Source organism: Pseudomonas persica (assembly GCF_900291015.1).
Classification (GTDB): domain Bacteria; phylum Pseudomonadota; class Gammaproteobacteria; order Pseudomonadales; family Pseudomonadaceae; genus Aquipseudomonas.
The window spans coordinates 39486-53212 of sequence record NZ_OLKL01000022.1 but is presented as its reverse complement, the minus strand read 5'-3'; the positions used below and the strand labels follow the sequence as shown (position 1 = coordinate 53212).

Sequence of the window (13727 nt, the reverse complement as noted above, 5' to 3'; positions counted from 1 at the left end):
CGATGCAAGCGGGAGGCATTGGCGCCATGCAAGCGTTTCAGATGATGAAAGGTGCGGCGTTCAGCCGCCCTGCAGCTCTGGCCACACCGGGCGCATGCCGCGCCGCTGGGCATCGAGGATGGCCCGGCACAGGTCGCACAGGCGGCCGTCGCGGTAGATCGAGCGCGGCACCCCCGACCAGCGCGGTTGCGCCGGCAACAGGCCACCGCACAGGGTACGGTCGGCCGGCACACCCAGCTCGAGCTGGCGCGCCACCAGGTGCACGCGGATTTCCTGACAAGCGAACAGGTCGAGTTGCTCATCAGGCTCGATCAATTGGTAGGCATACAGGGACCAGGCGGGGCGCGGCATCGGTGGCACTCGAAACGGGGGGCGCAACATTAGCCGAAAGCCGGCGCCGTTTAAAGCGTCACAGCAAGGGTTTTATCGCCGGCCAGGCATTTTCCAGCAGGTGCTGCTGGGCGGCCTGGGCCGGGTGAATACCATCCGCCTGCATCAACTCAGGCACGCCCCCTACCCCCTCGAGGAAAAACGGCACCAACGGCACCTGCTTTTCTGCCGCCAGCTGTTCATACACCCGGGCGAAGGCGGTGGTGTAACGCACGCCATAATTGGGTGGCAGGCGCATGCCCAGCAGCACCACCTTGGCACCGGCCTTGCGCGAACTCTCGATCATCGAGGCAAGATTTTGTTGCAATTGCGCGGGCGGCTGCCCGCGCAGTCCATCGTTACCACCCAGTTCCAGCACCACCAGGCTCGGCTTGTGCGCTGCAAGCAGCGCCGGCAGCCGCGCCTGGCCACCGGCACTGGTGTCGCCGCTGATCGATGCATTGACCACTTTGTCGTCGAAACCTTCGTCCCGCAGGCGGGCCTGCAACAGGGACACCCAGCCCAGGCGGCTATCCAGGCCAAAACCGGCACTGATACTATCGCCGACAACCAGCAGTGTTCCCGCCACCGCGCTCTGGGCCAGGCAATACAGGGCCAGACCGGCACTCAACCACCACACTCGCATCGGATTCTCCATGGGCCCCAGCATTCTCGTTGCGCAGAACCTTAGCAAAGTCGTCCCTAGCACGGAAGGTGACCTGACCATCCTGCACGCGCTGTCCCTCGACCTGGCCCAGGGCGACAGCCTGGCCATCGTCGGCGCCTCGGGCTCGGGCAAGTCGACCCTGCTCGGCCTGCTCGCCGGCCTCGACCAGCCCAGTGCCGGCAAGGTCATCCTCGCTGGCCACGACCTGGGGCCGCTGGATGAAGACCAGCGCGCACGGGTACGCGCCGAACATGTGGGCTTCGTGTTCCAGTCGTTCCAGCTGCTCGACAGCCTCAACGCTCTAGAAAACGTCATGCTGCCGCTGGAGCTGGACGGCCGCCGCGATGCCCGCGAACACGCGCGCACCCTGCTCGAGCGGGTCGGCCTGGGCAAGCGCCTGAGCCACACCCCGCGCCAACTGTCGGGCGGCGAACAGCAACGGGTGGCCATTGCCCGTGCCTTCGCCGCGCAGCCGGCAGTGCTGTTCGCCGACGAACCCACCGGCAACCTCGACAGCCACACCGGCGAGCGCATCAGCGACCTGCTGTTCGAACTCAACAAGGAGCGCGGCACCACCCTGGTGCTGGTTACCCATGACGAACGCCTGGCCCGCCGCTGTCGCCGCCAGATCCGCCTGGATGCGGGCCGCCTGATGGCCCCGGTGGAGGCCTGATGACCCACATGCCGCTGTCCCGCCTGTGTGGCCTGGCCCTGCGCCAGTTGCTGCGCGACATCCGCGCCAGCGAAGTGCGCGTACTGTTCTTCGCCCTGCTGGTGGCAGTCGCGGCCAGCACTGCCATCGGCTATTTCGGCGCCCGCCTCAACGGCGCCATGCAACTGCGCGCCAGCGAGTTCCTCGGTGCCGACCTGGTGCTGCAGGGCAGCGCCCCGGCCCACGAGCAGCAGATTGATGCTGGCAAGGCGCTTGGCTTGCGCCACGCCCAGGTGGTCGAGTTCACCAGCGTGGTCGGCGGCGACAACGGCATCCAGCTGTCCAGCGTCAAGGCTGCTGATGGCGCCTACCCGCTGCGCGGGCAAGTGCGCAGTGCCATGGCGCCCTATGCCGCAGAAACCCCGGGCGGTGGCCCGGCACCTGGCGAGGCATGGGTCGAACCGCGCCTGCTGGCGGCACTGGGGCTGAAGGTTGGCGACAGCATCGACGTGGGCATGAAAAGCCTGCGCATGAGCCGCGTGCTGACCTACGAACCGGACCGCGCCAACAACTTCTACAGCCTTACCCCGCGGGTAATGATGAACCTGGCCGACCTGCAAGCCACCGGCGTCGTCCAGCCGGGTAGCCGGGTCACCTACCGCGACCTGTGGCGCGGCGATGCCGAAGCGTTGGCCCAGTACCGCGAAGCACTGAAAAAGAACCTGGCCGCCAACCAGCGCCTGCGCGACACCCGCGATGGCAACCAGCAGATCGGCGGAGCCCTGGGCAAGGCCGAACGCTACTTGAACATGGCTAGCCTGGTGGCGGTGCTGCTGGCCGGCGTCGCCGTGGCCCTGTCGGCCAGCCGCTATGCCGCACGCCGCCTGGACGCCAGCGCCCTGCTGCGCTGCCTGGGCCTATCGCGCCGTCAGGCTCTGGGCCTGTACTGCGTGCAATTGGCCATGCTTGGCCTGGTCGCCGCGCTGGCCGGCGCCCTGCTCGGCTGGCTGGCCCAGCTAGGCCTGTTCCGCCTGCTGCACGGCCTGCTGCCAAGCGTGGTGCCTGCAGGCGGCATCATCCCGGCGCTGGCCGGCATTGCTACCGGGCTGGTGGCCCTGGCCGGCTTCGCCCTGCCGCCAATAGCCGCCCTGGGCCAGGTGCCGCCGCTGCGCGTGCTACGCCGCGACCTGCTGCCGATACCGCCCAGCAGCTGGCTGGTGTACGGCGCGGCCCTGTTCGCCCTGGGCCTGATCATGTGGCGCCTGAGCCTCGACCTGCTGCTCACCTTCGCCCTGCTCGGTGGTGGCCTGGTCGCCGCGCTGCTGCTCGGTGGCCTGCTGCTGCTCGGTTTGCGCAGCCTGCGCCAGTTGCTGGCCGGGGCCCCACTGACCTGGCGCCTGGGGCTGGGCCAACTGCTGCGTCACCCCATGGCCGCCGCTGGTCAGGCCCTGGCCTTTGGCCTGATCCTGCTGGCCATGGCCCTGGTCGCCCTGCTGCGCGCGGAACTGCTCGACACCTGGCAAGCGCAACTGCCCAAGGATGCGCCCAACCATTTCGCCCTGAACATCCTGCCGGATGACCGTGAGCCCTTCGCCCAACGCCTGCAACAGGTCAACGCCACCTCGGCGCCGCTGTACCCGGTGACACCCGGCCGCCTGGTGCGAATCAATGAGCAACCGGTGCAGCAGGTGGTCAGCAAGGACTCGGCAGGCGAGCGCGCCGTGCAGCGCGACCTTAGCCTGACCTGGGCGGCCGAGCTGCCCGAAGGCAATGCTCTGACGGCGGGCAACTGGTGGCAGGCGTCGCCCGCCGAAGATGCAATCCCCGGTGTGTCGGTGGAGGCGGAACTGGCCAGCAGCCTGAAGCTGCAACTGGGCGACCTGCTGACCTTCGATATCGGCGGCCAGCAGCGCCAGGCCCGGGTCAGCAGCCTGCGCAGCGTGCACTGGGACAGCTTCCAGCCGAACTTCTACATGATCTTCCAACCCGGCACGCTGCAGGGGCTGCCGACCACATACCTGACCAGCTTCTACCTGGCACCTGGCCATGACCTGGATGTGGTGGCGCTATCACGGGCATTCCCGGCGGTATCCATCCTGCAGGTGGACGCCTTGCTCGATCAACTGCGCAGCATCCTCGCCCAGGTCACCCTGGCGGTGGAGTATGTGTTGCTGTTCGTGCTGGCGGCCGGGCTGGCGGTGCTGTTCGCTGGCTTGCAGGCAACGCTGGACGAGCGCATCCGCCAGGGCGCCTTGCTGCGTGCACTGGGCGCGGCGCGGCCATTGCTGGTGAGGGCGCGGCGGATCGAGTTCGGCTTGCTCGGGGCGGCGAGCGGGCTATTGGCCGCTGTAGGGTGTGAACTGATTACCTTGGTGTTGTACCGCTATGCCTTCGACCTGCAATGGAGCCCGCATGCGTGGTTGCTGGTATTGCCACTGGCAGGGGCATTGCTGGTGGGCGGTGCGGGGGTACTGGGGACGCGGCGGGCGTTGAATGCCAGCCCGTTGGCGGTTTTACGCGAGGGTTGATGACAGCCTGTGCCGGCCTCTTCGCGGGTAAACCCGCTCCCACAGGTTCACCACATAACTTGAAACCTGTGTCGGACCTGTGGGAGCGGGTTTACCCGCGAAGAGGCCGGCACAGGCAATATCAACTCACTGGCCGTAAGTGATGCTGTTCACATACCAGGTCGCTTCACCGGTAGGCGTGTGCACCACCACCTCATCACCCACCTCCTTCTTCAGCAAGGCACGAGCCATGGGCGAGTCGATCGAGATGTAGTCGTTGCGCCCGTAGATCTCGTCATAGCCGACAATGCGAAACTTCATGGTCTCACCCTCATCGTTCTCGATCTCTACCCAGGCACCGAAAAACACCTTGCCCTCCTGCTGCGGCGAGTAAGCCACCACCTTCACATCTTCAAGACGCTTGCGCAGGTAACGCACCCGACGGTCGATCTCGCGCAGCAGCTTCTTGTTGTACTGGTAGTCGGCGTTCTCGCTGCGGTCGCCCAGCGACGCCGCCCAGGTAACCTTCTGGGTAATCTCCGGGCGGTACACCCGCCACAAGTGGTCGAGTTCTTTCTTCAGCGCCTCATGGCCTTGCGTGGTGATGATGTTGGTGCTCAACAGCGCGCTCCTCAGCGGCGGGTAATAAGGCCTTGGCGCGCGATGCGGGTGAGGTGGCCGATGATTTCGGCGGCCTCGTCCGGCGCCGGGGCCTGAATCACAGCCAGGTCGAAACGGTCATTGCCATACTGCGCGAGGTGGCAGGCGGTATCGACGAACTGGATCAGAAAGGCACGCGCCTGGCCTTTGCGTCGGGACATGCCTTCGAGGTGACGTAAAAGAGTGGGTTGATGCTGGCCACCGAGCAGGATGCGCGGTGTGCGGGACGCCTGGCTGGCAGGCAAAGGGCTCAAACAGACACTGGTACGTGGGCAACTCATGGAGCTTCTCTCCGCCTCGCGAATCCCGCTGGGCAGCGGTGGGAGGCGTCACCGAACCAGCGCTTTAGCGGTATTTCGGATGACCCGGAAAGGGGCTTTCCTGCGCCCCGCAAGTAGCTGTTTAAATCGGCGCAGACGGTATGCTAGAGCTACAAGCGGCAAGATACAAGCCTCAGCCCGAAAGTGATCGGCCTGAGGCTTGTATCTTGCCGCTTGCGGTGTATCAGCGGGCGATCAGGCGGTCCAGCGAGAAGCGGCCAGCGCCTTCGATCAGTACCGCGACGGTACCGGCCAGCAGGGCCAGGGCAAACTCATAGCCGTTGTTGGACATGAACAGGCCGTTGCCGATGTGCACCGAGAAGATCGCCACCACCAGGGTCACGGTCAAAACCAGGGCCGCGGGGCGGGCCAGCAAGCCGATCACCAGGGCCAGGCCGCCGAAGAACTCGGCGCTACCGGACAACAGGGCCATCAGGTAACCCGGAGCCAGGCCGATGCTTTCCATCCACTGGCCGGTGCCTTCCAGGCCATAGCCACCGAACAGGCCGAACAGCTTTTGCGCGCCATGCGCCATGAAGATGATGCCAACCAGGATGCGGATGACACTGAGGCCAGCGCCGGCACGGGTGGAGAACAGAGCGTTGAGGGTAGTGTTGTTCATGTGGAAGCGTCCTTCAAGCGGGGGAAGTTGGGTTGGGATGGGCGCCATAATAATCAATTCAATAGATATTGAAACCGCAAAAAACCCAACATAACAATCGATAAAATCGATTTATTAGCGCTTCGTCACACGCTCCAGCGCGGCACGCTCCCGGTTGAACGCCACAAAGTACTTGTTGACGCTGTTGACGAAGTTGACTGGCCCCATGCCCACCTGCTCCATGGCGATGCGTTCGGTCTGGAAGAACCACTGGTCGCCATTCAACCCGCGCCGCCGCGCTTCGGCACGCATGGCCTGGACCCGCTCGGGGCCCAGGTTGTAGGCCGCCAGTACGAAGGCCATGCGCTCGCGCTCGTTGATCTTGGCGCTGGCAAAGAACTTGCGCCGGATCAGCGCCAGGTAGCGGGCGCTGGCCTGGACATTGCCATCCACCGTGGCGGTGTTGCTCACCCCTACGCGCTGCGCTGCCGAAGGGGTGATCTGCATCAGGCCATGGGCACCGCCGGTACCGCGCGCCACCGGGTTGAGCGTGGACTCCTTGAAGGCCAGCGCGGCCAGGTTGAGCCAGTCGATATCCTGCGCCTCACCGTGTTTCTGCAAGACCGCCCGCAGCGCGCTCAGGCGCTGGCGATTCTTGTTGGCCAACGGGTTGTGCACCCGGTATTGGCGGCGGTAGATGCGCTCGAACGCCGCGTCCTGGTTGTCCGGCGCGCGATAGCCCTGCAGAAAGCGATCGACCGTGGCCAGCAACTGCGGCGCGTCGCGCCCCACATACCAACGCATGGCTTGCGGTGCCCCCAACTTCACGCGGCTGTCCAGGCGCAGCCTCGGCATCACCCGCGCCCAGCGCCGGGCAATCGGCTGCTCGACCACGGTCAGGTGATAGATGCCGGCCTGGACCATTTCCAGCACATCCTCCACCGCCAGGGTCGAGTCGACCCACTCCACCTTGATCGGTGCGCGCTTGCGTAGCGCCAGTTGCTGGTTGACCTGCTGGATCAAAGGGCCGGCGGCACTGGCGCTGGTCAAGGCCACGGTACGCCCGGACAACTGCTCGACATGACTGAAGCTGCGTTCGCCCTTGCGCCCCACCAGCAGCAGCGGCACCTGGTCGAGCACCGGTGCGCTGCTGCTGACCCCGCGCACCACGCCGGGGTCGAGCAGCTCGCCCGGCGCGGCCAGGTCACCCTCGCCACGGGCCAGGGCGCCCAACAACTGCTCCTTGGCCCGCGGAACCAGTTTGAGCTGGATCTCCTGGCCGTCGGCAGCGCGGGCATTGAGGTAATGTTCCAGGGCGCGCAGGCGATAGTATTCGATGCCAACCGGCTCGCCCTTGACCTCACCAGAGCTGTTGCGGCTCTGGTTGACCAGCACCCGCAGCACCTGGCTGGTGCGAATCTGTTGCAGGTCACGGACCTTGGCCGGCGGGATGTTCTGCTGCGGTCCTGGCACGCGCGCTTGGGCAGGCCCTGTCAAGGCCAGCCCAAGCGTCAGCAGGAAAATGAGCCAGCATCGCAGCATGCGAAAACGTGTCCGTGGTCGGTGGGCGGCATCCATGGGTTGCACCGCCAAGAGAGAAATGACGGTAAAAGACCACGGCAACAGCATGAAGTTCTTGGTTTTTTCAGAAAAGCACGGCTTTTGCTATGCTGGCCGCCCCGCGGCACGAGGTAGCACCATGCAACTGATCGATATCGGCGTCAACCTGACCAACAGCAGTTTCCACGACCAGCAGGCGGCAATCGTCGAGCGCGCCCTCGAGGCCGGGGTCACGCAGATGATACTGACGGGCACCAGCCTGGCGGTCAGCGAACAGGCGCTGCAGCTGTGCCAGCAACTGGATGCGAGCGGCGCGCACCTGTTCGCTACAGCAGGCGTACACCCCCATGATGCCAAGACCTGGGTTGCCGCCAGCGAGCGCCAGTTGCGCCAGTTGCTGAATGAACCACGGGTGCGTGCCGTGGGCGAATGCGGCCTGGACTTCAACCGCGACTTCTCCCCTCGCCCGCTGCAGGAAAAAGCCCTGGAGGCACAGCTGGCATTGGCTGCCGAGCTGCGCCTGCCGGTGTTCCTGCACGAACGCGACGCCAGCGAACGCCTGCTGGCGATCCTCAAGGATTACCGGGACCATCTGGCCGGCGCGGTGGTGCACTGCTTTACCGGCGAGCGCGACGCGCTGTTCGCCTACCTGGACATGGACCTGCACATTGGTATTACCGGCTGGATCTGCGACGAACGCCGCGGCACCCACCTGCATCCGCTGGTGGCCAACATTGCCGAGGGGCGGCTGATGCTGGAGAGCGATGCGCCCTACCTGCTGCCGCGCAGCCTGCGACCCAAGCCGAAGAACGGGCGCAACGAGCCGGCGTTCCTGCCGGAGGTGTTGCGCGAAGTGGCCTTGCACCGGGGTGAGTCGGCCGAGCATACGGCCGCGCATACCACGGCAACGGCGCGGGCGTTTTTCCAGATATCCTGAAGCTGTAACGGCCCTATTGCCGGCGATAGGGCCATCACAGGCAGCGGAATTTTCTTGATACACATCAAGAAAGGCCCTGACGAATGCAGGCACAATGATGGCACCTTGCCGATATTGTTTCCGCTCAACTCAGAGAAGACCTGCCCATGGGTGCCTGGCTTAGCAATGTTTCCTTGAAGTACAAGTTCTGGGCCGTCAACGCGGTGGCCTTTGTCACGACTTTGCTGCTGGTGCTCTATGCCGTGCACCTGGAGCAGCGCGCCCGCGCCGAGGCCGCGCAGGCCCAGGCGGCCGCGCAGGCCCAACTGCTGGCTGCCTGGCCGGCCGGGCAGCCGCTACCCCGCCCGGGCAACGTCATCAGCTGGTCGGACGGGCAAACGCCGACCTTCGCCGGTGAGCCCCTCGAGGCCCTGCGCAACGCCCAAGGCTGGGTCGAACTGCCCGCCGCCCGGCTCTTCGGCAACAACCCGTTACATGGCGCGCAGGTGCTGCGCAACGGCGATCAGCAAATGGCCGTGCTGGCCCAGTCGCCGAGCCTGCGCCAGGTGTTCTTCGACCGTTTCAGCAACTACGCGGTGTGCGTACTGGTGCTGATGCTGGCCATGCTCGGCGCCTCGCAGCTGCTGATCCGCTTCCTGCTTAGCCAGCTCAACACCCTCAAGGACGTGATGCTCCACGTGGAAAAGACCGGCGACCTGTCGGCCTGCGTGCCGCTGGCCTGTGGCGACGAGGTCGGCCAGATGGCCGGGGCCTTCAACGCCATGCAGGCGACTTATCACCGCGTGGTCAGCACCGTCGCCCACACCGCTGCACAACTGGACTCCGGTGCCGCGCGCCTGGCAGCGAGCATGAGCGACGTGCGCCACGGCATGCTCGGCCAGCAGAGCGAGACCGACCAGGCCGCTACCGCCATCAATGAGATGTCGGCGACGGTGCACCACATCGCCCAGCATGCCGGCGCCACCCGTGACCTTTCACAAACCGCCGACACCTTGGCCGGTAGCGGCCAGGAGGTGGTCAGCCGGGTTCAGGATTCGATTTCCGGGCTGTCCAGTGGCGTGCAGCAAACCGCCGAGATGATTCGTCAGCTGGCCGAAGACAGCCAGAAGATCAACGGCGTGGTCAGTGTGATCCACAGCATCGCCGAGCAGACCAACCTGCTGGCGCTCAATGCCGCCATCGAAGCAGCGCGCGCCGGCGACCTGGGCCGCGGCTTTGCCGTGGTGGCTGACGAAGTGCGCAACCTGGCCAAGCGCGTGCAAACCTCCACCGACGAGATCACCACCATGGTCTCGGCCCTGCAGTCGGGCACCCGCGATGCGGTGGAGTTCATGCAGGAAAGCTCGTACAAGGCCGATGACTGCGTCAGGCAGGCCCAGGAGGCCGGCGAAGCACTGGCCGAGATTACCGGTGCCGTGGCGCAGATGCGCGAAAGCAACACCCAGATTGCCGTGGCTGCCGAGCAGCAAAGCCAGGTGGCCGAGGAAATGAACCGCGCCGTGGTGAGCATCCGCGATGTCACCGAACAGACCGTGCAGCAGACCGTGGGCTCGGCGACCACCAGCAGCGAACTGGCGACCCTGGCCGGCGAACTGAACAAGGCCATTGGCCAGCTCAAGCTATAGTCACCATAGCCAGCCTCGATTGGCCCCCACCCCGGGGTCGCACTAAGCTTTGGGCATGACCGAGAGGAAATGCCCATGAGCAAACGTCTGCCCAACCTGCCCACCTGGCAATGGCGCGGCTACCACCATAACCACCGCCACCCGACCAACCTGGTGCTGCACCTGATCGCCGTGCCATTGTTCATTATTGGCGCATTGCTGATTCTGTCCGGCCTGTTCGGCCTGGATCCGGGCCAGATTGCCGTTGGCATCATTGCGTTGATCGCCGGCCTGGGCCTGCAGCGCCAGGGCCATCGCCTGGAAGCCGAGCAACCCGAACCCTTCGCCAACCGCAAGGACGCCGTGCAACGCTTGCTGACCGAGCAGTTCATCACCTTTCCGCGCTTCGTGATGAGCGGGGCCTGGTGGAGGGCCTGGCGAGAGCGGCACAAGCATCGACGGTGATGGCCTTGTGTCGCGATAGGAGCGCACAGCGCTCGCAGAATCGGTCAGGCGAATACGGTAACCGTCTGGCGACTGAGGGCCAATAACTCGCCACTTGCCGTGCGCAACGCAGCGGCGGCATGCCCATAACCATCCCGCGCATGTTCGGTTTCCACGCAGTAACGACACCAGTCCAGGGTCGACAACTGCGCCGTGGGCTGCATGAATTCGATGGTCCAGGTCAACGTACTGCCGGCAGCGGGCTGCTTGAGAAATGGCATCAGGCTCGGTGGCCAGGCATCAACCAACGCCAGCAGGTGCGCCTCGTTGACCGGTTCTTCGGGCAACCCACGCAAACGCACCCAGCCGCCCATCTGGCGCGACTGATTGCCACTGAACGGCAACCCACCCACCGCCCAGCGCAAGGCCACATGTTGCATGAACGCCGGGGTAACGCCTTTGATATGGGGCAGCTCGGGGGCCGCCTCTTCGAGCGCTTTCATTTCCATGGCCGGCAACGCCGGCACATCGACCACTGACGGCCGCCCAGCGCCGAAATTGCCCTGCACCAGGGTCACCACCTGGCCGTCTTGAACGGCGCGGCCCAGCAAGGTGCTGACTGCCTTGCCTTCACGTAGCACCTCCACGTCGAAGCGGATTGGCACATCCGCCGCAGCCGGCGCCACAAAGCTGATGGCCAACGAACGCACAGGGCGGTCATCGGAGATTTTCTGGCGCATGGCCTCATACACCATCGCCGCCATCAGCCCGCCAAAGGCGGCGCGGCCCTGGGCCCAGCTGGGCGGAATGCTGACAGCATCGGGGTTGGCCCGCACGGCGTCGAGCAGTTGATTGAAATTCATTGGCCGGCTCCTGCCTACAGCAAAAAAGGTCTGCCCATCCTAGCCAGCAAACCCTTGCCGATCAGCCCGCATATCGGTCATTTTTCGGGCTTTCGCCGCGCCAGCGCCTGCTGCAGGGCATCCAGCGTCACATCCGACTGGCGCTCGGCCTCGTGCAACTCCTGCTCCCAGGCGACCTTGCACGATTCCAGGTCGACATGATCGCGCGCCTGCAGCAACCATTGCAGGCGATCATGCCAGTCGCCCAGGTCGCCCTGGGCCTGCTTCAGCAAGCGCCGCAACTGCTTGCCCGCATGGTCGAGCTGCGGGTAGGCCTCGTCACCGTAGCGCGCACGCTTGATCAGCAAACGCAGGCGATGGCGGTCGTGGGCCGGGTCCTGCAGCGCCTGGTGCAACTTGCGCCACTGTTTGACCAAGCGTTTGTCGATACGTTTTTCCAGCGCCTTGACCAGGCCCTCGCGGCCGGCTGCACGCAGGAATAGCGGAAACGCGTCGACAATCGCCAGCACCCGCGCCAGCTGCGGGCTGGCGGCAACACTGGCGAAGGTCCTGGCACGCCCTTCCAGACGCTGCTGCCCGGCCTCGGCAAAACCGCGCCCGATCAGTTCGGCCGCCAGCACCTCGCGGTCACGCAACGGCGTGGTCAGGGTACCCAACGACTTGGCAGCCTCCTCCAGTTGCTCCACCCCCGGCAGCCCACGCAGCGGCCGCAGCAGGCTGCGCAGGCGCCGCAGGGTGGTGCGCAGGTCGTGCAAGGCCTCGCTGTCGGTGTCGGCAGCCAGGCGTTCGCGGCAGGCCAGCAGGCGCACCTGCAAGGCCACTATCCGGGCAACCACATGATCGAGCATGGCAGACATTGAAAGACGCTCCCTGGTCAGCGCCCGGCGCGAGACTCACGAATGTAAAAACGCGCCTTTTCGGCTTTGTTGGTACAGCTTTCATAACCTTCGAACTGCTGCTGGGTCTTGGCCCCGGTCAGCAGCGATAACGCCTTGGAGTAACTCACGGCACCGGCAAAGCCCTCGGCCTTGGCCAGGTCCAGCTCCTTCCAGGCGGCATCCAGTTGGGTCGCACAACTCTCGCGGTAGGCCGTCTTGCCCGCGCAGCCAGCAAGGGCCAAGGCAATCAGTGGAAGGCAGATCCAGGCTTTCATCGGTAATACCTCAATGGAAAAAACGGTGGCTGTTCGACGCCCCGGCAGCTGAAAAGTGCCCTGCCAGCCAGCTTTGCCTGGCCAGTTTTATTACAGTAGCTCAGCGCGATGTACATTGAAGCACAGGCAGCGATGGGTGCATTGTAGGGCCATGGTTGCACTGGCCGGGGAATGTTCATGAGCAAACGCGTGGCACTGGTACTGGGATCGGGCGGAGCCCGGGGGTATGCACACATCGGCGTGATCGAGGAAATCGAGCGCCGCGGCTACGACATCGCCTGCATCGCCGGCTGCTCCATGGGCGCGGTGATTGGCGGCATCTATGCCGCCGGCAAACTGGAAGACTACCGCAACTGGATCGAAAGCCTCGACTACCTGGATGTGTTGCGCCTGGTCGATGTCAGCTTTCGCCTCGGCGCGATTCGCGGTGACAAGGTATTCGGGCAAATCCGCAAGATCGTCGGCGAGGTCAACATCGAGCAATTACGCATCCCCTACACGGCGGTTGCAACGGATCTCACCAACCAGCAGGAAATCTGGTTCCAGGAGGGCTGCCTGCACCAGGCCATGCGCGCCTCGGCGGCCATCCCCAGCCTGTTCACGCCGGTGGTGCAAGGCAACCGCATGCTGGTTGACGGCGGCATCCTCAACCCGCTGCCGATCGTGCCGGTGGTGTCCAGCCACTGCGACCTGATCATTGCGGTCAACCTCAACGCCACCAACCAGAAGCAATACCAATTGCCGGTGATCGAACGCCCGGCGGCGTTCAAGATGCGTTTCGATGCCCTGCTGAGTTCGCTGGGGTCGCGCTTGCCGTTCCGGCGCAAGCCGGCGGAAGAGCTGATCCGCATCGAGCAGGAAATCGTCGCCGAAGGGCTGGCGCCGCCGAACCCGTGGCTGGCCGATGCCGCCGACCCGGAAGGCCAGCAACCGGCGGCGGCGCCGGAGCACGAGGGCGCGCCGAAGTCGGCGACCGGCTCGTTCATCATCGACAACGTGGGGCCCGCTTCGCTGCTGGACCTGATCAACCAGAGTTTCGAGGTCATGCAGACTTCGTTGGCGCAGTACAAGATCGCCGGCTATCCGCCGGATGTGCTGATCAACGTGCCCAAGCGGGTGTGTCGCTTTTTCGAGTTCTACAAGGCGCCGGAGCTGATTGCCCTGGGGCGGGAGATCGCGCGGGATACGCTGGATAACTATGAAGGGGTGAAGCGTTAGGCCTTGTGCTGCCTGCACTGGCCTCTTCGCGGGTAAACCCGCCCCCACAGAGTTCACCACAGTACTTGAAACCTGTGTTGGACCTGTGGGAGCGGGTTTACCCGCGAAGGGGCCGGCACAGACAACAAAAACGAAACAGGCCGCTCAAAGCGGCCTGTTTCTCATGCGGCAA

At 64.9% G+C, this 13727-nt stretch carries 15 protein-coding genes; 6 read left to right on the top strand and 9 right to left on the bottom strand.

What is annotated here, in order from left to right:
- Window positions 1-60 precede the first annotated feature (60 nt).
- Entirely contained in the window at window positions 61-351 is a 291-nt protein-coding gene (locus FQ664_RS11595) for a hypothetical protein (protein WP_013971899.1), read from the bottom strand.
- 58 nt (window positions 352-409) lie between these two features.
- On the bottom strand, window positions 410-1015 hold the full coding sequence (locus FQ664_RS11590) for an arylesterase (protein ID WP_178090982.1): 606 nt from the start codon (window positions 1013-1015) through the stop codon (window positions 410-412).
- A gap of 10 nt (window positions 1016-1025) precedes the next feature.
- Here FQ664_RS11590 and FQ664_RS11585 point away from each other — a divergent pair, with 10 nt between their 5' ends.
- Both FQ664_RS11585 and FQ664_RS11580 read left to right on the top strand, forming a co-directional pair.
- Window positions 1026-1709 (top strand): ABC transporter ATP-binding protein, encoded by a 684-nt coding sequence (locus FQ664_RS11585; RefSeq protein WP_144172038.1) that lies wholly within the window; start codon window positions 1026-1028, stop codon window positions 1707-1709.
- Window positions 1709-4216 (top strand): ABC transporter permease, encoded by a 2508-nt coding sequence (locus tag FQ664_RS11580; protein WP_144172037.1) that lies wholly within the window; start codon window positions 1709-1711, stop codon window positions 4214-4216. Before FQ664_RS11585 ends, FQ664_RS11580 begins: the two co-directional genes overlap by 1 nt.
- Before the next feature lie 126 nt (window positions 4217-4342).
- Here the strand turns inward: FQ664_RS11580 and greB are convergent, their stop codons facing one another.
- The 4 genes from greB to FQ664_RS11555 form a co-directional block, all read right to left on the bottom strand.
- Window positions 4343-4816 carry a transcription elongation factor GreB gene (greB, locus tag FQ664_RS11570; RefSeq protein ID WP_144172036.1) on the bottom strand — a complete coding sequence of 158 codons (474 nt, stop codon included), beginning with the start codon at window positions 4814-4816 and terminating at the stop codon, window positions 4343-4345.
- 11 nt (window positions 4817-4827) lie between these two features.
- Window positions 4828-5136, bottom strand: a complete 309-nt coding sequence (locus tag FQ664_RS11565) for a hypothetical protein (protein WP_144172035.1) — start codon at window positions 5134-5136, stop codon at window positions 4828-4830.
- A gap of 223 nt (window positions 5137-5359) precedes the next feature.
- Window positions 5360-5797: a DoxX family protein gene (locus FQ664_RS11560; protein ID WP_144172034.1), complete on the bottom strand. Its 438-nt coding sequence runs from the start codon at window positions 5795-5797 to the stop codon at window positions 5360-5362.
- A 114-nt stretch (window positions 5798-5911) separates the two neighbouring features.
- The gene (locus tag FQ664_RS11555) at window positions 5912-7318 is read right to left on the bottom strand and encodes an MltF family protein (RefSeq protein WP_144172033.1); all 1407 of its coding nucleotides are present in this window, start codon (window positions 7316-7318) and stop codon (window positions 5912-5914) included.
- Window positions 7319-7475: 157 nt separating this feature from the next.
- Here FQ664_RS11555 and FQ664_RS11550 point away from each other — a divergent pair, with 157 nt between their 5' ends.
- From FQ664_RS11550 to FQ664_RS11540, 3 genes are all read left to right on the top strand, one after another.
- The gene (locus FQ664_RS11550) at window positions 7476-8273 is read left to right on the top strand and encodes a TatD family hydrolase (protein WP_144172032.1); all 798 of its coding nucleotides are present in this window, start codon (window positions 7476-7478) and stop codon (window positions 8271-8273) included.
- A 146-nt stretch (window positions 8274-8419) separates the two neighbouring features.
- Window positions 8420-9898, top strand: coding sequence for a methyl-accepting chemotaxis protein (locus tag FQ664_RS11545; protein WP_144172031.1), 1479 nt, complete (start codon window positions 8420-8422; stop codon window positions 9896-9898).
- 75 nt (window positions 9899-9973) lie between these two features.
- Entirely contained in the window at window positions 9974-10342 is a 369-nt protein-coding gene (locus FQ664_RS11540) for an Mpo1-like protein (RefSeq protein ID WP_144172030.1), read from the top strand.
- A gap of 44 nt (window positions 10343-10386) precedes the next feature.
- Here the strand turns inward: FQ664_RS11540 and FQ664_RS11535 are convergent, their stop codons facing one another.
- The 3 genes from FQ664_RS11535 to FQ664_RS11525 form a co-directional block, all read right to left on the bottom strand.
- Entirely contained in the window at window positions 10387-11184 is a 798-nt protein-coding gene (locus FQ664_RS11535; RefSeq protein ID WP_144172029.1) for an acyl-CoA thioesterase, read from the bottom strand.
- 77 nt (window positions 11185-11261) lie between these two features.
- Window positions 11262-12041 carry a CHAD domain-containing protein gene (locus FQ664_RS11530; protein ID WP_144172028.1) on the bottom strand — a complete coding sequence of 260 codons (780 nt, stop codon included), beginning with the start codon at window positions 12039-12041 and terminating at the stop codon, window positions 11262-11264.
- A 17-nt stretch (window positions 12042-12058) separates the two neighbouring features.
- Window positions 12059-12337, bottom strand: coding sequence for a hypothetical protein (locus tag FQ664_RS11525; RefSeq protein WP_056800193.1), 279 nt, complete (start codon window positions 12335-12337; stop codon window positions 12059-12061).
- A gap of 177 nt (window positions 12338-12514) precedes the next feature.
- Here FQ664_RS11525 and FQ664_RS11520 point away from each other — a divergent pair, with 177 nt between their 5' ends.
- Entirely contained in the window at window positions 12515-13555 is a 1041-nt protein-coding gene (locus tag FQ664_RS11520) for a patatin-like phospholipase family protein (protein WP_144172027.1), read from the top strand.
- Window positions 13556-13727: the final 172 nt, after the last annotated feature.